The sequence below is a fragment of the Streptomyces sp. NPDC029956 genome (assembly GCF_055574655.1).
On the sequence record NZ_JBVHZJ010000057.1, the window covers coordinates 14815 to 39840 of the forward strand.

22 protein-coding genes and 3 pseudogenes are annotated in these 25026 nt (G+C 69.8%); 14 read left to right on the forward strand and 11 right to left on the reverse strand.

All coding sequences use genetic code 11. The features are described 5' to 3' along the window. Positions 1-359: 359 nt before the first annotated feature. From ACZ4XX_RS32505 to ACZ4XX_RS32525, 5 genes and pseudogenes are all read left to right on the forward strand, one after another. Positions 360-887 carry a hypothetical protein gene (locus ACZ4XX_RS32505; protein ID WP_468511446.1) on the forward strand — a complete coding sequence of 176 codons (528 nt, stop codon included), beginning with the start codon at positions 360-362 and terminating at the stop codon, positions 885-887. Positions 888-1004: 117 nt separating this feature from the next. Then, positions 1005-1211 (forward strand): annotated as a pseudogene (locus ACZ4XX_RS32510) (transposase family protein); the annotation flags it as partial. A gap of 313 nt (positions 1212-1524) precedes the next feature. Then, positions 1525-1701 carry a hypothetical protein gene (locus ACZ4XX_RS32515; protein WP_468511447.1) on the forward strand — a complete coding sequence of 59 codons (177 nt, stop codon included), beginning with the start codon at positions 1525-1527 and terminating at the stop codon, positions 1699-1701. Positions 1702-1764: 63 nt separating this feature from the next. Then, positions 1765-2212, forward strand: a pseudogene (locus ACZ4XX_RS32520) (transposase); the annotation flags it as partial. A gap of 900 nt (positions 2213-3112) precedes the next feature. Beyond that, complete coding sequence (locus tag ACZ4XX_RS32525) at positions 3113-4492, forward strand: outer membrane protein assembly factor BamB family protein (RefSeq protein WP_468511479.1); 1380 nt, start codon at positions 3113-3115, stop codon at positions 4490-4492. Between the two features lie 240 nt (positions 4493-4732). Here ACZ4XX_RS32525 and ACZ4XX_RS32530 read toward each other — a convergent pair whose 3' ends face one another. Next, positions 4733-7903, reverse strand: a complete 3171-nt coding sequence (locus ACZ4XX_RS32530) for an AfsR/SARP family transcriptional regulator (protein ID WP_468511448.1) — start codon at positions 7901-7903, stop codon at positions 4733-4735. Positions 7904-8576: 673 nt separating this feature from the next. On the opposite strand from ACZ4XX_RS32530, the gene ACZ4XX_RS32535 reads away from it, so the two are divergent. Continuing rightward, the gene (locus ACZ4XX_RS32535) at positions 8577-9731 is read left to right on the forward strand and encodes a serine hydrolase domain-containing protein (RefSeq protein ID WP_468511449.1); all 1155 of its coding nucleotides are present in this window, start codon (positions 8577-8579) and stop codon (positions 9729-9731) included. A gap of 87 nt (positions 9732-9818) precedes the next feature. Here the strand turns inward: ACZ4XX_RS32535 and ACZ4XX_RS32540 are convergent, their stop codons facing one another. Further along, positions 9819-10166, reverse strand: coding sequence for a hypothetical protein (locus ACZ4XX_RS32540; RefSeq protein ID WP_468511450.1), 348 nt, complete (start codon positions 10164-10166; stop codon positions 9819-9821). Positions 10167-10936: 770 nt separating this feature from the next. Here ACZ4XX_RS32540 and ACZ4XX_RS32545 point away from each other — a divergent pair. Continuing rightward, positions 10937-12121, forward strand: coding sequence for a threonine synthase (locus ACZ4XX_RS32545; protein WP_468511480.1), 1185 nt, complete (start codon positions 10937-10939; stop codon positions 12119-12121). Further along, complete coding sequence (locus ACZ4XX_RS32550; protein WP_468511451.1) at positions 12118-12822, forward strand: helix-turn-helix transcriptional regulator; 705 nt, start codon at positions 12118-12120, stop codon at positions 12820-12822. The genes ACZ4XX_RS32545 and ACZ4XX_RS32550 overlap by 4 nt, the downstream gene beginning before the upstream one ends. 71 nt (positions 12823-12893) lie before the next feature. Here the strand turns inward: ACZ4XX_RS32550 and ACZ4XX_RS32555 are convergent, their stop codons facing one another. Next, positions 12894-13223 (reverse strand): hypothetical protein, encoded by a 330-nt coding sequence (locus tag ACZ4XX_RS32555; RefSeq protein WP_468511452.1) that lies wholly within the window; start codon positions 13221-13223, stop codon positions 12894-12896. Between the two features lie 189 nt (positions 13224-13412). Here ACZ4XX_RS32555 and ACZ4XX_RS32560 point away from each other — a divergent pair. Further along, positions 13413-13762 (forward strand): annotated as a pseudogene (locus tag ACZ4XX_RS32560) (hypothetical protein); the annotation flags it as partial. On the opposite strand, the gene ACZ4XX_RS32565 reads toward ACZ4XX_RS32560, so the two are convergent. The 5 genes from ACZ4XX_RS32565 to ACZ4XX_RS32585 all read right to left on the reverse strand — a co-directional run bounded on the left by ACZ4XX_RS32565 (position 13724) and on the right by ACZ4XX_RS32585 (position 17075). Then, positions 13724-14104 (reverse strand): hypothetical protein, encoded by a 381-nt coding sequence (locus ACZ4XX_RS32565; protein ID WP_468511453.1) that lies wholly within the window; start codon positions 14102-14104, stop codon positions 13724-13726. The pseudogene ACZ4XX_RS32560 and the gene ACZ4XX_RS32565 overlap by 39 nt on opposite strands. Next, a complete protein-coding gene (locus ACZ4XX_RS32570; protein WP_468511454.1) occupies positions 14101-14688 on the reverse strand; it encodes a TetR/AcrR family transcriptional regulator in 588 nt (195 codons plus the stop codon). Before ACZ4XX_RS32570 ends, ACZ4XX_RS32565 begins: the two co-directional genes overlap by 4 nt. A gap of 285 nt (positions 14689-14973) precedes the next feature. Next, a complete protein-coding gene (locus ACZ4XX_RS32575) occupies positions 14974-15120 on the reverse strand; it encodes a hypothetical protein (protein WP_468511455.1) in 147 nt (48 codons plus the stop codon). 191 nt (positions 15121-15311) lie between these two features. Then, positions 15312-15680, reverse strand: coding sequence for a VOC family protein (locus tag ACZ4XX_RS32580; protein WP_468511456.1), 369 nt, complete (start codon positions 15678-15680; stop codon positions 15312-15314). Positions 15681-15767: 87 nt separating this feature from the next. Further along, positions 15768-17075: an MFS transporter gene (locus ACZ4XX_RS32585; RefSeq protein ID WP_468511457.1), complete on the reverse strand. Its 1308-nt coding sequence runs from the start codon at positions 17073-17075 to the stop codon at positions 15768-15770. Between the two features lie 99 nt (positions 17076-17174). Between ACZ4XX_RS32585 and ACZ4XX_RS32590 the strand changes: the two genes are divergently transcribed. The 3 genes from ACZ4XX_RS32590 (at position 17175) to ACZ4XX_RS32600 (ending at position 19287) form a co-directional block, all read left to right on the forward strand. Continuing rightward, the gene (locus ACZ4XX_RS32590) at positions 17175-18260 is read left to right on the forward strand and encodes a DUF5937 family protein (protein ID WP_468511458.1); all 1086 of its coding nucleotides are present in this window, start codon (positions 17175-17177) and stop codon (positions 18258-18260) included. 185 nt (positions 18261-18445) lie between these two features. After that, complete coding sequence (locus ACZ4XX_RS32595) at positions 18446-18577, forward strand: hypothetical protein (protein ID WP_468511459.1); 132 nt, start codon at positions 18446-18448, stop codon at positions 18575-18577. Positions 18578-18651: 74 nt separating this feature from the next. After that, on the forward strand, positions 18652-19287 hold the full coding sequence (locus ACZ4XX_RS32600; RefSeq protein ID WP_468511460.1) for a VOC family protein: 636 nt from the start codon (positions 18652-18654) through the stop codon (positions 19285-19287). A 178-nt stretch (positions 19288-19465) separates the two neighbouring features. Here the strand turns inward: ACZ4XX_RS32600 and ACZ4XX_RS32605 are convergent, their stop codons facing one another. Continuing rightward, the gene (locus ACZ4XX_RS32605; RefSeq protein ID WP_468511461.1) at positions 19466-19816 is read right to left on the reverse strand and encodes a MerR family transcriptional regulator; all 351 of its coding nucleotides are present in this window, start codon (positions 19814-19816) and stop codon (positions 19466-19468) included. 22 nt (positions 19817-19838) lie between these two features. Beyond that, positions 19839-20792, reverse strand: a complete 954-nt coding sequence (locus ACZ4XX_RS32610; protein WP_468511462.1) for an aldo/keto reductase — start codon at positions 20790-20792, stop codon at positions 19839-19841. Between the two features lie 346 nt (positions 20793-21138). Between ACZ4XX_RS32610 and ACZ4XX_RS32615 the strand changes: the two genes are divergently transcribed. Together ACZ4XX_RS32615 and ACZ4XX_RS32620 are read left to right on the forward strand one after the other, a co-directional pair. Then, positions 21139-21642, forward strand: a complete 504-nt coding sequence (locus ACZ4XX_RS32615) for a TspO/MBR family protein (RefSeq protein ID WP_468511463.1) — start codon at positions 21139-21141, stop codon at positions 21640-21642. A gap of 360 nt (positions 21643-22002) precedes the next feature. Next, the gene (locus ACZ4XX_RS32620) at positions 22003-22353 is read left to right on the forward strand and encodes a PRC-barrel domain containing protein (RefSeq protein ID WP_468511464.1); all 351 of its coding nucleotides are present in this window, start codon (positions 22003-22005) and stop codon (positions 22351-22353) included. Positions 22354-22835: 482 nt separating this feature from the next. Here ACZ4XX_RS32620 and ACZ4XX_RS32625 read toward each other — a convergent pair whose 3' ends face one another. Continuing rightward, positions 22836-25013: a xanthine dehydrogenase family protein molybdopterin-binding subunit gene (locus ACZ4XX_RS32625; protein ID WP_468511465.1), complete on the reverse strand. Its 2178-nt coding sequence runs from the start codon at positions 25011-25013 to the stop codon at positions 22836-22838. Positions 25014-25026: the final 13 nt, after the last annotated feature.

A 25026-nucleotide genomic window follows, 5' to 3' on the forward strand; every position in this document is an offset into this window, starting at 1 on the left:
GACACGACGTAGTGAGTGCTGCCTCCAACTCCGCCTCGATCAGATCGCCGACGAGTTCCTGAGCCCAATCGGGGTCACGGAATGCGAGCGATCGAGTTCGGAAGGGGTCAGGCGGGCGTACTCTCCGATCATGCTCATGGCCGGATGCTAGAGGAAGGCACCGACAAGCAGGTGTAGTTGTTCGCCCGACGGGGACTAGTGTGTGCTCGCCCAGTGGACGCTGACCCGATCGGCGTACGCCCTTCGCCGATGCTCTTCCGCACGTGCGCGACGTTGTTCGTCGAGCGTGGCCTGGGCGGTCGATATGAAGTGGGCAGCCACTTCTCCCCGGCTTTCATTACCGTCGGAAGGCAACGATGATGTCGAATTTCTCGGACTGGCAGGACCGGATGCTGCGAGCGGTCTGGCGGCACGGGGAGCAACTCCCCGAGGAGGTGCTGACGTGGATGGCCGAGCTGTACGGCGAGCGTGGAGAGATTCCGGAATCGGAGTTCTGTGAATCCTGGACCGCGCGAACCTTCTCCATGGCGAGATCAGCGTTCGAGACAGTCACCAAGTCGGCGGAGCAGTGCACCGGAAAAGCGACCACCGGCGACGACTTCACCTACATCACATACGTTCGCGACCCGGAACTGGGACCGGTCGGCGTGGTCCACATCAAGTCGGCGGAGGTCTCCACACCCGATTCGGAAGAGGTTCTGTGCGCTGTGGCAGAAGGAGTGCAGGAATTCGTCATGAGCCACCATCGCGTGACCTGGCCCGTCTGCGGCGAGCACGGCCGCGGTCTGCATGTAGGTTACGTCCATGAGGCCCCGGTCTGGACATGCACGGGCGGGACCACGGATGGTCACGTGGTGAGAGCGATTGATCCCGCAGTTCAGCTGTAGATCATCGCGCGACCTTTCTCGGGGTCAGCCACCATCTCACCATGAATTCCCACTGTTCTCCGCGCGATCCGGTGCGCTTGTGGTACTCCCGGCCATGACCGGAGGTCATCCCTGAGCGGCCCCGTCCGCGTACCGTTTCAGGGCCGGTGCCGCAAGCGGTGGCAGCGCCGTCACAACGCCACCCACGCCAAGATCCGCTGTCTCGGTGAGCAGGCCATGGCCTCCCTCAAAGGGTGGCGCCTTCTGCGGAAGCTCCGCTGCAGCACCAACCGAATCACCGAGGTCGTGAATGCCGTCCTCATCCTTCACCTCGCATCGACGTGAGGTTGGAAACGGCTCGGTGTGTCTGCCTGCGCCTGTCCCGCGGCTTCTGCGGCGGCGGCCTGCCGGTGGCCGGCGTTCCTCGTGAACCCACCTGTTGCGATGCTGCCCGCGATGGCCGAAACGGCGGCGATCAGGGCGATCCCCACTCACTCATACTGGGGATCCTGCCACGAAACCACCGAAACGCCCCCGGCCGAACCCTAGGCTTGGGCCATGGAGACCCCTTCCCTCGAAGACCTCGCTGACGACGTCTGGATCGAAGCCGGCCAGACCGTGAACAGCCCTGACGAGCTCCGCGATCGTTGAACCTCTCATGCGCCTTGTCCTCCTGACCCTCACCGTGGCCCTCATCCTCGGAGGACTCGTCCTCCTGGCGACCAGCAGCTCCACGGCAGCGGCGATCTGCGCGGTCTACATCGCGATCGTGACCCCGCTCGCCGTGCTCGTCGGCCGGGCCATCAAACGATCCGACCCTCCATCCTCAGACTGAAGGAGTACCTCGTGCGCACCCCACTGTTCCGCGGCCGGGAACAGGCCGCCCAGGGCGTGCCCGATGGATCGCGTGACGCTTCCGCTTGGCACCCGTTCCGTGGGACATGGGGCGGGAGATGTTTCGGATGAAGAGGGGGCTCGACCGGAGCCGCACGTGCCAGCGAATCGCGGGCGGGGTGGACGCCGGCAATCCCACCGCCGCGTGATCAACGGATTCCGTTCCGGCAGCGGACCGGCCTCCCCTGGCGGGACCTGCCTGTCTGCTTCGATAGCTGGAAGACGGTTCACGATCGTCATCGCAGGTGGTCGGCGGACGGCACGTGGGAGAGGATCCTGCGGGCCGTCCAGGCCGACGCCGATGCCGAGGGCCGGATCGACTGGAGCACGGTCAGCGTCGATTCCACGACGTGCCTGGGCCCAGTAGGCGGCCTCGCCGAAGGACAGCTCGTGCGTGCGCTCATCAGCACGCGGCTGGTGCCTCCGCCCGTGCCCCGAAGATCCCGGCTCGTATCTCTCGACTTCCGATACGGGTGGAGCCCCAAGTCTGTGCGCTCCAGAATGACGAACCGAAACCCAGGTTCATTCCTCTGGCGCGGCAGCCCTGTCGGCTGCCGACGCAGGACACGCCGTAGCTGACAGCGCCTTCGGCAGCACCGCCTGCGACACCCTGCGCCGCGCCCCGGGCGATCCTGCCGCCCACGCCAACAAGCGAGACGCAGGCAGATCGACAGGAATCGGCAGATTGTGCTTCCTCCCTGTCTCAGTTGCCGGCCTTTCAACAGGAGTTCATCGAAAGAGCAGCGAGTTGCACCAGAGTCCCTACGGTCGGCCTTGCGTAGCCAGGCCCCAGGTCGCTGTGCCCCCGGCCCGTGAGAGCGCAGGGGAGGGCTGCCCCAGGCAACCCGACTCGCCACCGAAGCCTGGGGTGCGCCACCAGGGCGCCTCGCCAGCCTGTCATGGACACCCCTTGTGGTGCGTCCGGCGGTCGAACCTGCCATTGAGAAAGGTCAGTCACTGTGTCTCAGACCAGCGGGACATCCGGTCCATCGCCGACCTGCCGCGGCGGAGATCCCGTACTTCCCGATTCCCTGAAACGCGGTCGAGCGGCTACGCGAAGCCTTGCCAGGGCCATGAGCCCGGTAGGGGCGGACACAGCACCCATGCCGACCAGACCCCGCTAGCCATGACTCAGAACACTCCCCGGAGCACAGCACTGCGGGGAGGACGCCCGCCTTGTTGTCAAAGGAAACCGCATGTCGCAGTCGCACGATCCCTGGTACAAGCACCGCCCGCCGCCTTGGCCTGTGCCGGACAATCCGTATGCCCCCGAGGGATACGGCCCGCCACCGCCTCGGCCACCCCGCCGCCGTTGGCCGCTGGTTGCCGCGGTCCTCGCACTGTTGTTGCTCGTGGGCGGCGGCACGTACGTCCTGGGCGAGCGTTCCGGAGCGGACCGCGCTCAGGCGGACCACCCCGGAGGCGAGAGCGGCACGCCGTCGGCCACGGCGGTGCCGAAGAAGACCGCGAGCCCCACCCCGTCACCCTCCCGCATCCCCACCACCGCGGAGATCGCCCGGCAGCGCAGGGCCGGTGAGGCCGCCGCCTGGATCGTCGACGACCGCACCGACCTGCCCCGCCGGAACATCCCGACCGAGGACCTGTGGATCGTCGGCGGCACCGCCGTCCAGGCGATCTACAAGCGGGTCGTCGCCCACCGGCTCAGCGACGGAGCCCAGTTGTGGAGCGTCGACCTCCCCACCCCTGTCTGCGAGACCCCGGTCAACGCGACCCCCGACGGCAAGGTCGTCATCGTCCTGCAGAACGTCGAGGCCTGGACCGGCGCCCGGTGCAACCAGCTCCGAATGATCGACCTGCGCACCGGAAAGGCGGGCTGGCACAAGGAGCTCACCGAAACCGGCGCGGGGGACGGCACGATCATCGTGGACAGCGCGATCAGCGGCGGCACCGTCGCGATCGTCCAGAGCATGAAAGCCGCCGCGTACAAGGTCGCCGACGGGAAGAAGCTGTACGACATCCCCATGGAGAACCCCGGGAAGTGCTACCCCGGCAGAGTGGCCGGCGGCAGCCGGCTCCTGGTGCTCGCCGACTGCGTGATCACCTCGATGGAGAAGGCGTACGACCAGATCCGGGAGATCGACCCGGCCACGGGCAAGGTCCGCTGGCGCCACCGGACGGAGCCGGGCCGGAGAATCGGCCAGGTGCTCTCCGTCTCACCGGCCGTGATCACCACCGCGCACCGGGAGACCCATGCCGACGACTGGCGGGTCGTCGCCCTCGGTCCCGACGGCAAGGTCCGCAGGACCATCGACCCCCGGCCGAAGGGGTTCAAGCACTGCGGAGACACCATCGACACCAGCGACAACGCCCAGGCCTGCCGGGAGGCCGTCGTCGGCGGAGGCCTCGTGCTGCTCGGTGGCACCGACCGCGTCGGCGCCTACGACCTCGGTACCGGGAAGCTGGTCTGGGGTGTGAAGGCCGAGGAGACCTCGCACGGCTACTACCCCTTGCGCGTCGGACCGGGCAGGACCGGGACCGTCTACCAGGTGGGCACACTCCAGGGGCCCGGGCGGGTCTTCCGGATCGGTCCCGGCGGTGTGGACACCATCAAGGACGTGCTGAAGCTCCCCGCCTCCACCGCGAGGGCCGAGTTCGGGATGGGGGCCGTCGGCGAGAACGCCTACGTGGGCGACCGGCTCGTGATCACGCCCGCCGGTCTGAGCGGCAACGACGCCCAGCACGAGCCCCGCATCCTCTCCTTCGCGCCCTGACGAGGACGCGGTCGACTTCGACGTGCGCGCCGACGTCGTTGGCGACCCGCCGGATGCGGTGGATCTCTCCTGGGGTCACTACCCGCGCCGTGCTGGAAGAGGGGAGCCGCCACGTAGGTGGCCTGATTCGCGCCGAGCCATGCAGTCGTGCCCCCTCTGTGCCTGCCGAAGGGTCCAGAGGGCTGGCCGACGACCGATCACGGCTCGCGTTGCGCTTGCTCGTCTCTTGGGACGGTCAGGTCAGCAGTCCGGCCGGTCGGGGCGCGGGACGGTACCGGTGGCTTCCAGTCCCTCACGTGCCATCCCGTACTCGCGGGCATGCTCGCGAGCTCCGGGCAGGGCCAGAGCGGCTCGGAACTCCTGCTGCGCATCGGTGTGACGGCCCATTGCCGCAAAGGTGCTGCCGAGCCGGATACGAACACCCATCTCCAGCCATGTGCTCGTGTGCGGGGTGAGCGCCGACAGCGCCTCGTGGTGGAGATCGACAGCCGAGCGCAGGTCGCCTTGCGTGTGCTCCGCGGCAGCCAGCCGTGACAGGGTCGCCGCACGCAGCGGAAGGTTCTCGACCTCGCCGGCCAGTCCCGCGGCCCGCCTCAGCAGGTTCGTGGCCACCTCGTACCGGCCGAGGGCCAGCTCGATCTCAGCAACGAAGCACAGGGTGCTGCTGATCGTCCTGGGGCGGCCGCTCTTCTCCGCGAGTGTCAGGGCAGTGTTGTAATGCCAGAGCGCCTCTTCGTGCCGTCCCAGCCGGTGATGCATGGAGCCGATGTTGCAGTGGGACACCCCCATCAGCCAGTCGTCGGCAAGGTCGGATGCCAGCCCCACTGCCTCGTCCAGATCACAGAGTGCCTTCTCGATGTCTCCCAGCTGCCCCAGTACGACGCCCGTCCCGGCGATGGCGCGGGCCTCTTCTCGTACATCGCCCTCCGCCCGGCTGTACCGCAGCGCCTCGGCGAACCATGCTCCTGCCTGCCGGAACCGCCCCTGGTAGACATCGAGGAGGCCCATGCAGTTGCGCAGTGCCGCGGGCATCCGCCGATCAGTGGCGGCATCTACGCACGCCAGGGCGAGTTCCAGGGCGGTTCGGCACTCGTGGTGCTGACCGTGTCCCGCCAGGTGGTCTACGAGGGCTTCCGCCAGCAGACATGCGTGGTCGGCGTGGCCGCCGGCGGCTGCGAAAGCCACGACGTCGACGAGCTCGCCACCCATGGAGCCCAGCCACGCAGATGCCTCCCGCCACCCGGCGAAGGGCGAACAGGCAGTGGTCGAGCTCGGGCCGACAGAACCGGTCGTGAGTGCGGGAAAGCTGCCGGGCCCCCAGTCGCTGGCCATGCGGCCCGCCGCCGTGTAGAGGTGCAGAACGGCGTCGAGGTCTGCGGCAGCTTCCTCAGGGGCCTCGCCGGCCAGGCTCCGCGCATGCGCCTTGACGAGATCGTGCAGCCGGTATCGGCCAGGATGCGGCTGCTGCAGCAAGCTGGCATCGACCAGATCCTCCAGGACGTTCTCCGCCTCCTCGTGGGCGCCGCCCAGCATGGCGGCGAGCGTGAGCCGGTCGAAGCGGGCGGTGGGATTCGTACCCAACGCGCGAAAGCCACGCTGCAGTTCCGGTCCGAGCTGGTCGTACGAGACCCGGAAGGCGGCCTCCACACTGCGATCCTCGGCCCGCAGCTCCGAAAGGCCGTGCGCGTCGTCGGACATCCGGCGGGCGAGAAAGGCCAGGGTCCAGGACGGGCGGCTCTGCAGCCGGGCACTCGCGATCCGCAGCGCCAGGGGCAGGCCGCCACACCGACGGGCCAGTTCACGCGCCGCCCCAGGTTCCCCGTCGGCCCGCAACTCCCCGACGAGCTCGCGGAGCAGTCCGACGGCGGCGCTCGTACCCAGCGGCTCCAGCGTGAGCCGCAGGTCGGCGTCGAGGCCGGTCAGACGCTGACGGCCGACGACCAGGACCCGACTGCCCGGCCCGGCCGGCAACAGCGGACGCACCTGCTCGGCGCTGCGTGCGTTGTCCACGACCAGCAGCAGCCGCAGGCCACTGGTGGCGGCGCGCCAGGCTGTGACGAGATCTGACAGGCCGTCCGTGGCATCTCCGGCGTCGCTGGGTCCCTGGAGCCCGTTCGCAAGGTCCGGGAGTGCGTCGTCCTCGCCGCGAACCGCACGCAGCATCCGGCGCAGGGCCCGCTGCGGGGTGACGTCCCCGTGGGCGGCGCCGGGTGCGTGCAGGTCGACGAAGAGACACCCGTCGGGGTGGGCGTCGCCGAGCGTCCAGGCGGCCCGCACCACCAGGGCGGTCTTGCCCACGCCCGCCGTTCCATCGACCGTCATCACGGAGACCGCGTCCGGCGACACGGGGGCGGCGAGGAGGGCGAGTTCCTCGTCGCGCCCGACCAGGCAGGCGATGTCGCCGGGAAGTTCGTTGCGACGGCGCCTTGGACGGGCCTGGCCGGGGAGGCCGGTGCGATCGGACCCGACGGGATCGTGAGGGTGGTCGGTCCCGATGGGGAGGCCGTCTCGGACATCGGGGGCCGAGCGCCCGGGCGCGAGAGCCTGCGGCCCGGTTCGCTCGCGGCCGGAGGCTGCGGCTGGGCGCGGGCGGACGGCCTGGCCGAGCAACGGCAGATCGTCCCGGCGCAGGACGGCCTGGTGCACGCGGCGCAGCTCCTCGCCGGGTTCCACGCCCAGCTCGTCGATGAGCCGGCGGCGCGTCTCGTTGTAGACGGAGAGCGCCTCGGCCTGGCGGCCGCTGCCGTACAGGGCGCGCATCCGCAGGGCAGCGAGCGGCTCATCGTGAGGCTGTGCGAGGGGTGCCGACAGGAGGGTGTCCAAGGCACCCGGGTAGTCACCGAGCAACACCCGCCACTCCGCCCGGTCCTGGAGCAGCGCGCGCCGTTGCCGCACCAGACGCTGCCGTTCGGCACCAGCGAGCGGACCCGGCAGACCGGACAGAGGCTCCCCACGGAACAGGTCGAGTGCACTGCTGCCATGACCGAGTGCGGCATCCAGGTCGCCGGCGGCCTTCGCCCGCTGGGCCCTCCCAGCCTCCCTGGAGAGCTCGGCAGTGTCGGTCCGGACCCCGCTGGGCACGAGGCGATAGCCGCCGCGCTGCCCGCGGATCACTGACCGGCCCCCGTCAGTGCCAGGCTCGTCCAGAGTCTTGCGCAGCGCGTAGACATAGCTCGGCAGGACCCGGTGCCCGGTGCCCGGGGGAGTGGCCCCCCAGACGTCCTCCAGGAGCTGTTGGTAGGTCACGAAGTCGGGTGAGCGCAGGACCAGTGCGGCGAGCACCGCCTGCCGTCGTGCCGGGCCCAGCACCAGCGTCGCGCCGTCGCGCCGGGCCCGGACCGGCCCGAGCAGATCGATCTGCAGATCACCCCCGGTATCGCCGCTACCCGTACCCGATGAATTCACGCTCACGCCGAATCCCCATGCCCCGTGCGTCCATTGCCTGCCTGCCGAAGGAGTCCCATTGCTTCAACAGGACTTCATCAGAAAAGCAGCGTGCCACGACAGAGTCTGTCAGGCCCGTGAGAGCCGGTGCAGACAGGAGCCGCACCTCCGTCGCCCGGCGCGCACGAGAAGCGACCGACCTGACAGATCCGGCGCCAGCGCCGCGCCGAACCGGTGGAGAGACGAGGGGCCTTGGGGCATGGATGAAGACAACCAGGACCAGTGGCGCCGTGCGGGAGCAGGGCCGAACACCCGTGGTCCAGGTGCCCGAGGGGACACACCGGTCGATCCTCTGACGCCCCCTGTGTGCGACGTCATAGCAGGCATCGTCGATGCCGTGCGCGCCGGTGACGATGCCCACACCGACTGCCTTCTGGACCAATTCGTTCAAGTCGCAACCCCTGACTCCCTGTACGAACTGCGTCAACAGCTCGACCACGGTGTGGGATCGCCGTAAGAAGGCGCTTGGCGTGGGCGGAATTTTCGCTCATGTCCGCGTAGACGCCTCGCCGGGTTGGTGCGGTCTCGTCGGATGATGCGGCGACTCTCGAGGCGAGGTGATTCATGTCATCTCGCTCTCTATTGCATTCAAGCAAGCCCCTTTACGAGAGCCGCTTCACAGCGGACCAAGGAGATTCCCATGGCTTTCTCGTTACTCACTCGCAGGGCAGGAGCGGCCCTTGCCGTGGCGGTCGCGCTCACGGTCACGGCTGCCGGGCCGGTTCACGGTGCGCCGACCCGGACTGCCGACCAGGTGATGCAGGAGGGACTCGACGCGGCAGTCGCTGCCGGGTACCCGGGTGCCACGGCACTGCTCCGCAAGGACGGAGCGAGCCGGTACCTGACAGCGGGTGTCGGCGACCGGGCCACCCGGACGCCGACGGATCCGAAGGCGCAGGTGCGCATCGGGAGCAACACCAAGCCGTTCATCGGCGCCGTCACCATGATGTTGGCCGATCAGGGCGCGCTGTCGCTCGATGACACCGTGGACCGCTGGCTGCCGGGCGTGGTGACCGGGAACGGCAACGACGGTAGGAAGATCAAGATCCGCCAGCTGCTGAACCACACCTCAGGCGTGCCCGAATACCTCGACAGGGTCACCGCGGACGCGTACAACAACCCGAACAAGCCCTTTCCGTCTGCACAGTTGGTGCAGCTGGCGATGCAGCGCGCACCGCTGTTCACGCCGGGCTCGAGCGTCAAGTACAGCAACACCAACTTCATCCTGCTCGGAATGATCATCAAGTCGGTGACGGGAAACGAGCCGGCCGTCGAGGTGCAGACCCGACTCATCGACCGGCTGGGCCTCACCGGCACGAGCTACCCCACGTCGGATCCGAAGCTGTACGGCAACCACGTCCGGGGGTACGCCGTTCCCCTCTACTACTGGGGCGAGCGCCCCTACGTCGACGTCACCACCCTGAACGTCCAGTTCTCCGGTGCGGCGGGCGCGATGGTGTCCACCCTGGACGACCTGGCGGCCCTCCACCAAGCGCTGCTCGACGGCACCCTTCTCTCGCCGGCGATGATGGACCAGCTCAAGACCCTCGTCCCCTACCCCGACCAGCCCAACCTGTCCTTCGGGCTCGCCCACGAGGTGCTGAACGGCCCGGGCGACTGCGGCAAGGTCTGGACGAAGGGCGGCGCCATCTACGGCTACTACACCGCCATCCTTACCCGCGAGGACGGCACCCAGGCCGCCGTCGCCACCAACCAGTACAACATGGCCGGCCCAGCGGGAGCCGGAGTGGCGAACCTGACCAACGCTGCCCTCGACGCACTCTGCGCCCTCTGACGATCTGCCGCACGCCTGACCACGCAGGGGTCTCGGTCCCATCGAAACGGCCCGTCGAATGCGCCTCGTTCGACGGGCCGTCTCGCGTCATACGACGGCCACCCGAAACGCCTGGGCGAGTGAGCGCTGCGGACAGGCGGGGTGAGTTCGCGAAGACTGCATCGCCATCATCGTCCTGGCCTGAGACGAGACCGTCCAGTCGGTGAAGGAGGCGACGCCGGCCACGGCCGTGAGGCACGTGGAGGCCGCTGCCACGACGTCGTACCGCCCGCTGCCACGCTGGACGCCTCGGCCCACGCCGTCCGCCAGGCGCTCGACGCCGAGGGCCACCGCGACGCCGGCGTGCACCTCACCTCCCCCGAGCCTGTCGACCATCACGTCGGGTCCCCCGATGGTCGACAGGAGGGGGGCGGCCAGATGCGGGCAGTCCCGCACGTCCTTTAGGTGACCACTGGCAACGCCTCGCCCAATCGAAGGCATTGCCGCGCCCTTGCGTCTTGAGATCGAAGGTAGACGGGGAGTTCCGTCGCGAAATTCCAGGCAGCGATCCTGGTCCCGTTCCCGCTGGGGGAGGCGACGGCGGTCGTGGGGAGTCAGGGGGTGGGGAGACAGCACGCCCACGACGACATGGTCGACGGTTCGGGCGGATCAGGCTGACAGGGAGGTGCGAGAAACCGCCAAGGGTGCTGTCACGCTGACAGCGTCGCTCACCCCTGCCCTCGACCCACCGGGTTCGGCCGGTGGCACCAGGGACTGTGTCGAGCGGGCGGCTTCGACGAACGCCGTACGCAGGGAAGCGAACCGTTCCATGAGTGGATCGCGGACAAGGCCGCCGATCATCCGAGACCAGGCAGCAGGCACACGGTCGACGACTGCAAGAACACCGGCCATCTCGCTCTCGGCCATGCACCGGCTCTCCTGGAGGCAGTGTTCCAGCAGGCCCCGGTCTCTCACCGTGAGCGGCGATCTGGAGTGCCCCGAGGCGGTAGGCCGCGTATGAATCCTGCGAAGGTGGGCGGGTGGCCAGGGGCCCCACCTCTGGAAGCCGCCCACCCGTGTTTCTCGCGGACGCCGCGAGCTGTGCGTTCCCCTGCACTGATTGTCTAAGTCTGGATAGCGAATCTAATGTGGAAGCTCGGTGTCTGCCGGGCCGCGAGACCCGGCGACACGACAGCACGTCGAGCGAAGAGAAGCCGGGACCGCCCATGAACGCCGAACAGCACTCAACCGTCACCGCCCCCTACCTCTACGACCGGTCCGGAAGGCGCTACCGCCTGGACGACCCTCGCTGGCGGGGCGTGGACGGCAGCCCCCTCGCCGTCAGTGCACTGCCGGGCCTGCGTCCCGAGCAGATCGACACAGCCGAACGGTCCCTGTGGCGCTACCACGCAGCCCTGCCTGTCCCAGCCACCGGGCGGGTGAGCCTCGGCGAAGGGTGTACGCCGATGGTTCTGATGGAATGGGGCGGCCGACGCGTCCACTTCAAGCTGGAGTGGTTCAACCCGACCTCCAGCTTCAAGGACCGGGGCGTATCGGTGATGGTGTCCCACCTCGCGGCGCACGGCGTCGACCACGTACTTGAGGACAGTTCGGGCAACGGCGGTTCCGCGGTGGCCGCTTACGCTGCCGCTGCCGCCATCCGCGCCAAGATCATCGTTCCCGCCGCCACCTCGGCGGCCAAGATTCTCCAGGCCCGCGCCTACGGAGCCGAGATCGAGCTTGTGGATGGCACCCGCGAAGAGGTCTCCGACGAGGCGATCCGGCAGTCCGAGCAGATCCCCTACGCCAGCCACAACTGGCACCCCATGTTCATCCAGGGCACCAAGACCATCGCCTACGAGATGTGGGAGTCCCTCAACTTCACCGCGCCCGACAACGTGGTCCTCGTTGCCGGAGCCGGCAGCAACATCATCGGGTGTGACCTCGCGTTCGGCGAACTGCTCGAAGCCGGCCAGATCGACAGGCGCCCGCGCCTGTTCGTCGGGCAGCCCGAGCACTGGGCGACCATCGCCGACACGTTCAACGGCATCGACCCGGCCGGCCGCGGCGAGCGGACGCCGACGATCGCCGAGGGCGCGTCCATCACCCACCCGGTCCGGCTGCCCGAGGCGGTCGAGGCGATCCGCCGCTCCGACGGCGCCGCCTACGCCGTCCCCGAGGCAGAGATCCACACCGCGGTCCGTGCACTGAGCGCGCGGGGCTTGTACGCCGAACCGACCAGCAGCGTCGCCGCGGCGACCCTCGATCACTTCATCGCGACCGGAGAGATCGCCCCGGACGAGACGACGGTGGTTGTGCTCACCGGTGCGGGGCTGAAGTCCGCCGAGAAGATGGCCGCGGTGTTCGCCGGGCACGGTGAAAGCGCTCAGGGATCGAGGAACGCCCGATGACACCCGCCACCGGTCGACGAGATGACGAATGTGCGGACCAGCCCGCTGTACCGGAAGACGAGCGCCACCTATCGGTCGACGATCACCTTGTACGAGAAGTCGAGCGCATCGCTGTCGCCGTCGGGCGCATGTTCCCAGGTCTGTGCGAGGTCGTCCTGCACGATCTGCGCCGACCTGACAGCGCCATCCGTGCGATCGAGAACAACCTGTCCGGACGGCAGGTCGGAGACTCCGCCACCGAGCTGGGACTGCGCCGCATCGCGGACCCCGCCTTTCCCGGCGTCATCCAGAACTACAGCAACCGGTTTCCCGACGGACGCCCGGCCAAGAGCACCTCGATCGGCATCAGGAACGCCGAAGGGCGTTACGTCGCGGCCCTGTGCCTGAACCTGGACGTCAGCACGCTCTCCCCGCTGGCGCTGGCCCTCGCCAGCCTCGTCGCCACCGATGTCGAACACGAAGGTGAAACGCTGGAGACACTGCGCGACCGCACCGGACGCGAACTCCGCTCGGCCATCGACTCCTTCGCGGCGCAGTTCTCCAGCACCCCCCGTGGCCTCAACCGTGACCAGAAGCGCGAGCTGGTACGGCAGCTGCATCGCGAGGGCTTCTTCGAGACCCGGAGCTCCGCACAACTCATCGCCGACCAGCTCGGCGTCTCCCGGGCAACCGTCTACAACTACACGAAGCAGCCAGACTGAGGAAAGCGGGGAGCGGAAGGCAGAAGGACTCGCCGATCGCCGGGCCGGTGAGTCCTTGAGCGCGGGGTGGGTCAGTGGGACGAGACGAAGCCCGCTGACTGGTCGAGGTGGAAGGGTGAGCCCGGGCTCTCCGGCGTCCAGCCGTCAGTGAGAGCGGTGCGGATGCCGTCAGCCACCTGGCCGGGCAGGATCGGTCTGCCTTGTGTTCCGAACCAGTTGCTCGGGTGCGGCTGGTTGGTGGTGACCACCAGTGTGGTGCCGGGAGTGTCGACGTGTGCGACCGCGTAGGTGAGGGGTGACCGGACCAGCCCCTGGTCGTAGGTCGGCCGTCCACGGAGCCGCCACCGGTAGGCGGCGCCGTCCACGTTGATGAGCCGCGATCCCTTTTTGACCAGTGCCATGTCCACATCCTTTTCCACGTGACAGTAGTGAACGGCAACGGATCGTGTCCTGCCGGTTCCCGGTGAACGGTGTCAGCTTCTGTGCGTCGGGATCATGTCCCGACTTGGTGCTGGCATGGCGGGTCGTTCGGCCTCGGGAGTGGCCGGCAGGGCGGCGATGGCCGCGACCGGCCTTGACTCCACACTGGTGGCTTCGGCCGCTTTCCCTCCCGCCGCTTCGGCGTCGACACCGTCCGGCTCGAACTCGGCCTCACGGCGATCGACCTGTTGGCCTGGGCCCGCGTCCTGCTGCTGGACGGCGAACTGGCCGCCGCCGAGCGCTGAAACAGCTCCGCTCCCGGTTGTTGCTTGTCGCCGAACGCCGAACGCCGAACGCCGAACGCCGAACGCCGAACGCCGAACGCCGCACCCGCGGCGGCCGCCACCTGCGCTTGCGTAGAGCACCCAGATCGCGCCGGCCACCCGACAGTGGCCCCTCATCGCCTCAACCGACGGTGAGGCTAGGCGGCGCCCGCCGCTGCCAGGACCGCGACCGGTAGGAGCAGGATCCACTGCGGTAGGCGGAGCAGCGGTCGGGGCCAGCCGACGGACAGCGTGACGACCAGGAAGGCTGCCGCGTACGCGACGAAGTGCGCGGCGACGAACCACGCCACCAGACCGGCACCCGACGTACCGCCCGCCAGGGAGAGGTAGACGAGGGCGAGCCCGGAGAGCACCAGGTCGGCGCTCACCATGTGCCACACGGCGTGCAGGACACGCTTGGGTTCGTCTGCGAGGCCGCAGGACAGCAGCGGGCGCACCACATCTCGGTGCCCGCCGACCATGTGCACGGCGGCCACGCCGAGCGCGGTGATCCCTGCCGCGAGAAGCCAGCCGTTCACCGGACCTCGATTCCTGTGGCCACGATGGCGGCCAGCCGTGCGGCCAGCTGCGGGCCGGGCGGCTCCCCGACCAGCCCCACGTGGAAGAACACGGCTCCTGCCAGCGTGTCCAGCACCAGGTCCACGGGCGTCTCGGCGGTGATCTCCCCACGCAGCACGGCGCGTTCGAAGACGATAAGGAGTCGTTCCTTCGACGGGCCCAGGAAGTCGCCGCGGATGCGTGCCTTCAGTTCCGGATCGGCGGCGAAGTCGGCGAGCAGCCCCGGGAGGGCTGCTGCGGCGGCAGGCGCGCGGAACTCGTCGACCAGGCTCTGGAGCAGCACGGTCAGATCCGCGGCCAGCGTTCCGGTGTCCGGGGGCGGAGCGTCATCGCTGGTCGTGAAGACAGCCTCGAAGACCAACTCCGGCTTGCCGGGCCACCGTCGGTAGATCGTGTCCTTGCCGACACCGGCCCGCGCGGCCACCGCCCCGATCGACGTCGCGGCGTAGCCGACCTCTGCCACCAGCTCTGCCGTCGCGTCGATGATCGCCTCGTGCGATCGGGGATCCCTGGGGCGCCCTCTGGAGGGCGGAGTGGAGCTCATGGCATTTACCTTACGGGTCGACCCGTAAGGTAAACAAGAGTCCAGCCTGCCCCGCAGAACCTGGCAGCGCCGCTTCAGGGCGCCGGACCGCTGACGAGCAGGCTGGAGAACTCCTGAGCCCCGCCGCCGACGACGGCTACCGGGTGACGCGCCCGGTCGCCAGGTGACGGCCTCGACGAGTTCGGTAACGGGCCGGGGTGCCGCCGCGGCCTGTTGCGATCCGGGGTCCCCGAAGACTGTTGGCAGGCCGCCCCATGTCGCACCGGCGATCTGCCCGGGCGGCGTTCACGCCCCCACAGCCGGCTGCGTCGTGAGCGGATCGATGAAGCCGCAGGCCTGCACGGTGCCAGAGCCGCGCTGTCTGCGGACCACGTTCTCGTCGGCCCGCAGGAGCAGGTCCTGGCGGACCTCTGGAACATCGCAGGTCCGCACGTGAGTTGGTGTCCTGCCCAACGCGACGAATGCGCTTGCCGGCCTTGCTGCTCAGCGGCGGCTGTCGTCCCGGCGAGCAAGCGAAGACCATGGACGGCATCAGGCCGGCTGCCGCGCGTTCGACAAGGCGGGGCGGAACGAGGCGCCCCGCAGCCCGCTGGGCGACCAGCACAAGCACCCCCGGAGCAGCGTCACTGAGCCGGGATCGGCTGGGTGAGGTTCACCGGGTTGCCGTCGGGGTCCTGGATGTGGGCGACGCGCTGTCCCCACGGCATGTCGTGGGGGCCGCTGCGGACCGAGCCGCCCAGCGCCGTCACCCGGCCGAGCGTCTCGTCGACGTCGTCGACGCCGATGCTGAGCAGGATCCGCGGTGCCGCCCCGGTCCCCGGGTTCGCCTTGGCCACCAGCCCGAGGTCGGTGTCGCCGATGCGCAGGCCCATGTAGAAGGCCGGGCCCTCCGCCGGTACCCGGAAGGTCTCCTCGGCGCCGAACAGATTCGTATAGAAGCCGACCAGAGCGTCCTGGTCGGCAGTGATGATCACTGGCTGGATGGTGGACATGGCACTCCTGTCGAGAACGGTCGTGTGTCGCTGGGTAGACCGTTCGAGGTCGGTGAACTCATCGGAACAACCACCCCGCCGGACGGTCTACACCCCGGACCGCCGCCCACGACCAGCACGAGCACCCCGAAACGGGGTCACGCCACCCCTGCTGACCGGCCACTTCAACATGGCGCGGCCACCTTGAGCCTTCTCGGTGCCGATGGCGGAGGCGGAAAGGAGCGTCGCGCCGGCGAGGCTGCCCCAGAGGGCGACCGAACCACGGGAGGCGAGAGCGGTCATGACAGCCGGGGAGACGGCGAGGCCGAATCCCGTGGAGAGCTGGAAGCGGGCGAGGGCGCGTCCCAGGACATGGGCCGGGGCGAGGGCGGTGACGAGCGCGGTGGCGCTGCCGGCATAGATGATCTCGCCGAAGGTGCAGACCACGGAGACCGCGGCGACGGCCGGGGCGCCCCAGCCGTGTCCCAGCGAGGTGGCAGCGAGGAAGCCGAGGTAGGACGCGGCGAGTAGCACGCCGGCGAGAGCCAGCACCATCCGCCGGGGGAAGCGGGACATCAGGACGGTGACCGGAACCTGCAGAGTGACCACCAGCACCGTGTTCGCCACGAAGATGGCTGCCGACCACACCGGGGACGCGTGCAACTGTGTCACCAGGACCAGGGGGAGCGCGATTTCAGGGACGTTGAGGCAGAAGACGTAGACCACGTTGGCGGCCAGCAGCGCGCGCATCCGAGGTGCGGGCCCGTCGCCCGCTTCGCCCCCGTCGCCCCTGCCCTTGGCCGGAACAGCGGCCGGATGCGTGTGCAGGTGAACTGACCAGGCCAAGGCTGCCGCAACGAGATAGGCGAGCCCGGTGACGGCTGCCAGCGCCTGCAATGCGGTGGTGCCGCCCGCCAGGCACGCGATGGCGATGAGGGCGCCCACGCCCAGGCCGGCGTTGCGCAGGGCGCGTCCTCCCGCGAGAGCGGCGTCGCGTACGCGGCCGTGGGCGACCGTGGCCACGAGGGCTGCATGGGCGGCCGGCCACGCCTGGTTGCCCATGCCGAGGAAGAGCGCCGCCGCCGCGAACAGCCAGACGTGCCCTGCCGAGGTGGCCAGCAGCAGCGCCACGCCCAGCACCCGTACCAGCATCGAGGCGGCCACGACCGTGCTGCGTGCACCCCGGTCGAGCCAGCGGCCGACCGCGGGCAGGCACACCAGACCCACGACGATGCCGGCCGTCATGGCAACGCCGGTGGCCGATGCGGACAGCCTCAGCACCGTCACCCCGTAGAGCAGCAGAAAGGGCCGCAGCAGGCCGGTGCCGAGCGCGTCCACGGCCAGGGCGACGGCATAGCGGGGGCCTCCGGAGGCTCGGACGAGGGCGCGCAGCTGGATCTTGGTGGTGGTTGCCATGGCGTCAACGGTGCGTTCGGCCGCCGGGCCCGCCATGTCGGTTGACGGACACCGTCAACCGACGCGGTCGGCGACCATCCGGCCATCGATGATGAAGGGATGACGTTGAGGATCGACATCGGCGGCCTGCCGCCCGGGCGACTGCGGTTCGCTGCCTCCCCGCTGGCCGAGCTGACCGCGATGCTGCACGTGCTGGCCGAACCCGCGCATCACCCGCAGCTCGCCGGCTGGGCCGGGGACGTCTGGGCGGGGCTGCGGCCGGAGCTGGCCGAGCGGCTCAGGGAGGCGGAGTTCCTCTGGCGTTCCTCACGAGCCGACTTCCTGGTCCCCGCTCGTCCCCGGCCGACCCTCGCCGAGGAGTTGGACGATGTGGACCGCATCGACGACGAAACCTATGTGACCGCCGCGCTCATCACCACGTGCGGCAGCAACCGGGTCCACTTCGGCTCGCCGTCGCCGCTCACCGACGCGACGGCGCGCGAGCGGGCCCTGGACCTGGCCCAGGCCCGCGGCGCGCTCCAAGAGGCCTTCGCGGAACGGCTGCTCGCGGATCCGGCTGCCGTACGGGCACGGGTGCGTGACACTCTCGAACAGTGCGCCGAGGCCTTCTTCGACGCCGCCTGGACGGGCGTCGCCGTGCAAATCGCCACCGACCTGCGCCTGAAGAACGACCTCCTGAAACACCAGGGCATCGAGGCGGCACTCGCGTCGGTCTCCAGCGCTGTCACCCTGGCGCCGGACGGCAGCCGCATCATCGTGGACAAGCTGCAGGACAATGCGACCGCCGCCCACGGCAGTGGGGTCACCTTCCTCCCCAGCGTCTTCGGCCGCCCGCACCTGGTGGTGGTCCACGCGCCCGGGTGGCCGCCGGTGGTGCAGTACCCCGTGGCCGAGGCGAGTCCATCGGAGCCGGTATCGCTGGAAACGGTCACGCTACGGCTGGAGGCCCTCGCGCATCCGGTGCGGCTGCGGCTGCTGCGCACCCTGGCCCGCGGCCCGCACACCACCGGTGAGCTGGCCCACGCCTGGGCACTTTCACCCCCGGAGGTTTCCCGCCACCTCGCTGTCCTGCGCCGCGCGGGCCTGCTCACAGGTCGACGGGAGGGTCGTTACGTCCGGTACACCCTCAATCTGCCCGATCTGGCGGCGCTGGGTGCCGACCTACTGGCGGCCGTACTGCGCTGAGTAGCTTCGGCCTGCCGGAACGCGGGCGTCCGTCAGAGGCCACCCGCGCCCGCTCACGCCGCCCGCCCGCCGTCGTGGTGCTCCCGGCCCGACCGTCCCCGGTCGCCCGGGGCGACATGGCCGGGTCTAGAGCGAGTCTCTTGGAAGCGCGGTGCGCAGGGTGCTGCATGCCGGATCGAAATCCTGTGGCAGCAGCGCTCGCCCGGCAGCGGCTGACCGAGCGGGTCGTGGGCCTCGACGAGGCGGCAGCGCTGGTGCCTGGCTTCGAGAGGGCGTCCCTCGCCGGGATGACCACGATCGATCCGCTGCACGGCTGAATCCACGGCGGACGCGGCCGGGGCGGCGGGCGTGGCGTCGGGACGTGTACGGGTTGTCGGGTGACGATGGCGCCGTGCGACTTGATCACGTGTCCTACGCGGTGGCCCGCGACAGCTTCGTCTCGACCGTCCAGTGGATGGGATCGGCCCTCGGCGCCGGATTCGTCGACGGGGGCGTGCATCCGCGATTCGGCACCCGCAATTTCATTCTCCCCCTGAGCGGCGGCACCTACGTCGAGGTCGTCACCACACTCGACCACCCCGCCGCCGACCGTGCACCCTTCGGCCAGGCGGTCGCGCGCCGCGCCGCCGAGGGCGGCGGTTGGCTCGGCTGGGTGGTCTCCGTGGACGACATCGCCCCGGTCGAGACCCGCCTCGGCCGCACCTCGGCCGAGGGCCACCGCGTCCGCCCCGACGGGTTCGACCTGAGGTGGAAGCAGATCGGCCTCCTGGAACTGCTGGAGGACCCGCAACTGCCGTACTTCCTTCAATGGCTGGTCCCCATCGAGGAGCGCCCGAGCGCCGACCCGCGCACCTCCACCACCATCCACGGGGTCTCCATCGCCGGCGACGCCGCCCCCATCGCCGAATTCCTCGGCGAACCGGCCGACCACCCCCTCGACCAGATCGACGTCACCTGGGTCGAGGATGAGGAACCGGGCCTGGTCTCGGTCGAGTTCGCCACCGCCCACGGCCCGGTCACGATCTGACCAGACGGCCGGGCTCGGTTGGGTTATGACTCGCACCGTGGCCAAGGCGTTCGGTCGACGGTGACCACCGCGAACGAGTGGAGTCGGCACTTCCGCGCGCCCGCAGGCCGCTGCCCTGTCGGGATGTTGGGCGATGTGTGGTGTGCAGAGAGCGAGTTGAATGCGGACCTTTCCGTACTCAGCTGTAGTAGGCGATCTTGTCGTCGAGGACCTCCATGGCCCGGGACAACGCCGCCACTCGCTGCTCCAGGGTGGCACGACGCTCGCGGAGGAAGGCGACCCGGTCCTGCGCAGAATGCTCGGCGCGCAGGATGGCGACGAATTCCCGCAGGTCCGCGATGCCGAGTCCGGCGTCACGAAAGCACGTGACCAGGCCGATCCAGAAGACGTCGTCCTCGGTGTACTCCCTGCGTCCACCGGGGGAACGCCTGATCGGTCCGATCAGCCCTTCACGCTCGTAGTAGCGCAGTGTGTCGAGGGAGACACCAGTGCGGTCGGCCGCTGCTGCCGGAGTGAGGAGGGTGGCCACGGGGCTCCTTGTCTGATCGCTGCTAGCGCGCTTCGGCGAAGCGGGCCAGGTGCTCGTCGCCGAGCCGTACATGGCGTGCGGCCAGCGCCTCCTCGACCTGATCCACCCGGCTCACGCCGACGATGGGGTCGATCCCCCGGTGCATCAGCCATGCGAGGACGACTTGGTTCCTCGTGACCGCCAACTCACCCGCCACGTCGTCCAGGACCGAGAGCACCCGGGTGGTGCCGGGGTGATCATAGGTCTGCGGAAGCGGCTTGTCCGCGCGCACGTAGGAACCCCACATCAGTGAGCTGTACGACCACACGGCGAGCCCCTCAGACTGCGCGAGGTCCAGGTCCTCGTCGGCGAGCAGGCGATGGCCGCCCTCCGCGAGGGGGGTGAGGGGGCGCGGCTGAACGAGTGAGTGGCGCAGTTGCAGGGCCGTCCACGGTTCCACGCCCTGCTCCCGGGCGAGCGACCGGGCGCGCTCGACACGCCAGGCAGCATGATTCGCCGCACCGACCCGCAGAGCCGTTCCCTTCGTGACCAGCTCGCCGAAAGCACCGACGGTCTCCTCCAGCGGCACGGCGCGGTCCTCGGCGTGAGCCCAGAGGAGATCGACGTGATCGACTCCAAGACGCCCCAGGCTCTCTTCCACACCGACTCGTACGGCTGGGGCGGAAAGTCCTTCAGCGCTCTGTGGCCAGGAGTGCGGGACGAGTGGATTCTGCCGGACCTTCGTCGCGATCCGGACCGCATCGCGTGCGCCGGGGCGGGCTCGGAGCCACGCGCCGATGACGCGCTCGCTGGCCCCGCCGACGCCACTCGAATCGGCCCAGAAGGAGTAGCAGTTCGCGGTGTCGAGCCAGACACCGCCTCCGCCGACGAACGAATCGAGGATCGTGAAAGCTTCGTCCGGACTTACGCGGGTGCCGAAGTCCATCGTCCCGAGGACGAGCTGGGGGCCGGTGATGTCGATATCCATGCCCCCCATCCTCGGATCTGGAGCGCGCTCCAGGTCAAGTGCGCTTGGCGTGACAATTTAGGCCGTCCGATAGCCGGCAAGCTCGCGTACGACGATGAAGGCCGGCCGGTCGAATCCGACGGATACGACGAAGACGCCGCCGCCACCTCGACTGCCACAGTGCTCACCGGAGCCGGTTCGGCACGCCGCCAGGAGAACTGAACCGCCACCATGGGTCGGCGGCCCCCCTGCGGCTGAGCTCGCCACTTCCGCACGCTTCTGTGCGCGAAGCGCCGGCCGGGGAGGGTGCATCCGAGCAGGGCTGGAGGGCAGAAGCTCAGGTGTCCGAATGGCGTGATCGTCGCAGGGAGCCCTGGTGTCCGAAGCGGCCAACCGAACGACTGCACATGGCGGAAGAGCGTGGGCCGCCCTGATCGGCTTTTTGCTGGTGGTGTACGCCGTTGCTGCGGTGGGTGCCCTCGCCTCCGCGGATGCGGCGACGGTCTACACATCACTGGACCTGCCGGCCTGGGCTCCTCCCGCCTGGCTCTTCGGCCCTGTCTGGACCGTCCTCTACGCCACTATCGGTGCTGCCGCATGGTTGGTCTGGCGGCGACAGGCCGCACCGGACAGGAAGTCGGCGATCGCGTGGTGGATCGCGCAACTGGCCCTCAACCTCGGCTGGACCCCTCTCTTCTTCGGACTGGGCGAATACGGCGCCGCCCTCATCGAAATCCTCCTCCTGGTGGCCGCGTTGAGCGTCACGATCCTGTTCTTCAGTCGCGTGTCCAAAGCTGCTGCGCTCCTGCTCGTGCCCTACCTGGGCTGGGTGTGCTTCGCCACGGCCCTCAACGCGGCGATCTGGACTGCGAATAGCTGACGGTCGCCGGCCGCCCCAGCTGAAGGCGCCCGCCGGGGCATCCCGCCCCAGCAGGGCGGGTCGCCCTGAGCTGGAAGCGGCGCCGCGAGCGTGACCATCCGTATCCAGGCAGCTTGGTTCTTGAGATCACGAGCTCCACACCCGACGGGTACCGCCTGCGGCCCCACTGGGGTCGGCCCGCACGAGCGTCGCCGACAGCAGAAGGCCCATCAGGGGTCCTGAGGGGTACGGCCCGGCTCACGCCGACGCCGAGAGCTCGGGAATCCGGAGCACAAGTGAGGAGTGAGCACACAGGAGCAGGGCAGACGGTCGGTGCGCTGTACCCGCCGATCCTGAGAGGCGAGAAGGAGAGTGTCGACCATGGCGAATGACCCGTGGTGCTTCAACCCGTCGTGTGGAGAACTGGGCGACCTTGAACTGACCGGATGGCGGGTCGAAGCAGCTGATGGGCCAGTCGGCGAAGTGGACGCGTACTCCGACGTGACCGGCGAGGCGTTCCTCGTCGTGGAGGCCGACGGATGGATCTTCGGGAAGGTCATGATTCCAGCCGGCGCGGTGACGCGCCTTGACTCTGCCGGACGCACGCTTCAGCTCGACCTGAGCCGGGGGCAGATCGAAGACGCCCCGCAGTACCTGCCCGACCAGCACCGTTCAGACCCGGAATACCGCGAGGAGATCGCCGAGTACTACTGGAAGACCGGGCCCTGTTAGGGAGCCTGTGCGGTCCCCCTGCGGCTCACGGAACTCCGTGACGGCGAAGGAGTTCAGGACCTGGTACGCCACCGTGCTCGCTGCGGTCGCGCCGGCGGTCTCCCAGACCACGTCGGGTGCTTCCCTCGCCCGGCGCGGCAGGGTCGTGGCGCGTGCCGTCCGCGAGGTCAGTGACTACCCGGGGAACACGCCCGCCGTCTGCAGGGCGTCGTGCGTCGACCCTCGCGTCATCGGGTGCATACGAGGGAGGGGGGGAGACCATCGCTGCCTCTCTGGGCGAGCAGGGTGAGGGCGGTCTCTTCGGCAGGCCGGCCACCCACGGTGCGGTGGAGCGGTCGGTCCTGCGCCTGCTGAGGGCGGGCTCCGCATGAGGCAGCCGGCCCGGCCGTTCGCGCGGCACGGCTGCGACCTGAGGTCGACGGCAGCCGCGGTGCTGAACGCCGGCCCCGCGCTTCTGAGGGCCCGGTGGCAGCCGTCGCAGGTCAGCGGGGCAGGTGCGGAAGAAGCCGGTCCGGGGTCAGGGGCAGGTCCCGCAGCCGTACGCCCACCGCGTGGTGGACGGCGTTCGCGATCGCGGCCGCCGTCCCCACGATGCCGATCTCCCCGATCCCCTTGCTGCCCATCGGGTTGAGGTGGGGATCCTCCTCGTCGAGAGCATGGGCTTCGAGCGCCGGCACGTCGGCGCAGACGGGAACGTGGTAGGAGGCCAGGTCCCGTTCGGCGAAGTCGCCGAACGCGGGGTCGAGCGTGCTGCTCTCGGTCAGCGCCATGCCCAGCCCCATGGTCATCCCCCCGATGAACTGGGAGCGCGCGGTGCGTCGGCTGAGCACCCGGCCCGCCGCGAAGACCCCGAGCAGGCGCCGGACCCTCACCTCCCCCGTCACGGTGTCCACCTCGACCTCCGCGAACTGCGCACCGAACGCGTGCCGTGCGTACGGGGACTCCCGGCCCGCCTCCTCGGCGGTGTCCGCCCGCGCGGTGAGGCCCTCGGGCGGGAGCGGGCCAGAGTGCGCGCGCACCATGTCGGCCAGGACCGTGCAGGCTTTGTGGACGGCCCAGCCCCAGGACGAGGTGCCCGACGAGCCGCCCGCCAGCGGGGCCCTCGGCAGCGCGCTGCTCCCGAGTTCCACGCGTACCGAGGCCGGCGGGACGGCGAGTGCCTCGGCGGCGATCTGGGCGAGGACGGTCCGGGCCCCGGTCCCGATGTCGGTGGCGGCGAGTCGTACGAGGTACGTGCCGTCCGGCGCGGCGTGTGCGGAGGCCGAAGAGGGGCTCAGGAGGTACGGGTAGGTCGACGCGGCCACTCCTGTGCCGGTCAGTCGGTCGCCGGTCCTTCGTACCCCTGGCCGGGGGTCGCGGCCCTCCCAGCCGAAGAGCCGAGCGCCCTCCCGCAGGCAATCCGTGAGGCCCCTGCTGCTGAACGGCCTGCCACTGTCGGGTTCGGCGTCGGGCTCGTTGCGCAGCCGGAGTTCGACCGGGTCGACGCCCGTGGCGACGGCGAGTTCGTCCATGGCCGCTTCGAGGGCGTACATGCCGGACGCCTCGCCCGGGGCACGCATCCACGAGGGCGTCGGCACGTCGAGGGCCACCACGTGGTGGCTCGTCCGGCTGTGCGGCGAGGTGTACATGGTGCGCGCGGGGACGGCCGCCTGCTCGACGAACTCCTTGACCGTGGAGGTCTGGGTGACGACCTCGTGGGCGAGGGCGCTGATCACGCCGTCGGGGTCCGCGCCGATCCGGACGCGCTGGACGGTGGGGGCGCGGTGGCCCACGACAGCGGCGAGCTCGCGGCGCGGGAGCGCCAGCTTCACGGGCCGTCCGAGGCTCAGGGCGGCCATGGAGGCGAGGACGGCCTGAGGCCTCGGAGTGCCCTTGGAACCGAAGCCGCCCCCGACGTACGCGGAGACGACCGTGACGCGGTGCCGGGGCGTCTGGAACAGCTGCGCGAGGACGTCTCGTACCTTCGTCGCCCCCTGGCTGGAGTCGTACACGGTCAGCGCGTCGCCCTCCCACCACGCGGTGGCGGCGTGCGGCTCCATCGGATGGTTGTGCTGGGCGGTCATCGTGTAGGTGGCGTCGACGCGCACGGCCGAGGTGGCGAAGGCCGCGTCGAAGTCGCCGCGCTCGCGCAGGGCCGGATGGCCGCCGTTGGCCTCCTCGGGTGCGTAGAGGCCGGGGTGGCCGGCGGGCGGGCCCGGGTCGTGCTCCTCGGCGACGTACTCGATGCGAAGGTCGTCGGCGGCGGCGCGGGCGTTCTCCAGGGTGTCGGCGACCACGAGCGCGACGTACCAGCCCCGGTGCGGAACGCGAGCGGTCTGGAGCAGCGTCAGCGTCGGGTCGTCGGCCTCGCCGAGACGGGGCGCGTTCGTGTGGCTGAGTACGGCGTGGACACCCGGCCGTCGCAGGATCTCGTCGGCGTGGACGGCGGTCACCGTGCCCCGTGCGACGGTGGCGGGCACGGGGACGGCGTGGAGGCAGCCGGGCGGGGTGTGCTCGGCGGCGTAGCGCGCCGTTCCGGTCACCTTCTGCCTGGCGTCACGACGGACGGCGGAGTCGCGGCGGTCGGTGGTCTCACGGCGGTCGGCAGGGTCGCGGCGGTCGGCGGAGAATTCGTCGGGCACGGAGGCGGAGGGGACCTCGGGCGGGGAGTTCGTGGGCATGACGGTGGCCGGC

Bases quoted from the DNA above. Each gene is read 5' to 3' on its own strand.
- ACZ4XX_RS32585 (WP_468511457.1), bottom strand. From the start codon at position 17,075: ATGGCAACCACCACCAAGATCCAGCTGCGCGCCCTCGTCCGAGCCTCC.
- ACZ4XX_RS32535 (WP_468511449.1), top strand. From the start codon at position 8,577: ATGGCTTTCTCGTTACTCACTCGCAGGGCAGGAGCGGCCCTTGCCGTG.
- ACZ4XX_RS32570 (WP_468511454.1), bottom strand. From the start codon at position 14,688: ATGAGCTCCACTCCGCCCTCCAGAGGGCGCCCCAGGGATCCCCGATCG.
- ACZ4XX_RS32505 (WP_468511446.1), top strand. From the start codon at position 360: ATGTCGAATTTCTCGGACTGGCAGGACCGGATGCTGCGAGCGGTCTGG.
- ACZ4XX_RS32545 (WP_468511480.1), top strand. From the start codon at position 10,937: ATGAACGCCGAACAGCACTCAACCGTCACCGCCCCCTACCTCTACGAC.
- ACZ4XX_RS32620 (WP_468511464.1), top strand. From the start codon at position 22,003: ATGGCGAATGACCCGTGGTGCTTCAACCCGTCGTGTGGAGAACTGGGC.
- ACZ4XX_RS32515 (WP_468511447.1), top strand. From the start codon at position 1,525: ATGCGCCTTGTCCTCCTGACCCTCACCGTGGCCCTCATCCTCGGAGGA.
- ACZ4XX_RS32590 (WP_468511458.1), top strand. From the start codon at position 17,175: ATGACGTTGAGGATCGACATCGGCGGCCTGCCGCCCGGGCGACTGCGG.
- ACZ4XX_RS32610 (WP_468511462.1), bottom strand. From the start codon at position 20,792: ATGGGGGGCATGGATATCGACATCACCGGCCCCCAGCTCGTCCTCGGG.
- ACZ4XX_RS32625 (WP_468511465.1), bottom strand. From the start codon at position 25,013: ATGCCCACGAACTCCCCGCCCGAGGTCCCCTCCGCCTCCGTGCCCGAC.
- ACZ4XX_RS32580 (WP_468511456.1), bottom strand. From the start codon at position 15,680: ATGTCCACCATCCAGCCAGTGATCATCACTGCCGACCAGGACGCTCTG.
- ACZ4XX_RS32550 (WP_468511451.1), top strand. From the start codon at position 12,118: ATGACACCCGCCACCGGTCGACGAGATGACGAATGTGCGGACCAGCCC.
- ACZ4XX_RS32555 (WP_468511452.1), bottom strand. From the start codon at position 13,223: ATGGCACTGGTCAAAAAGGGATCGCGGCTCATCAACGTGGACGGCGCC.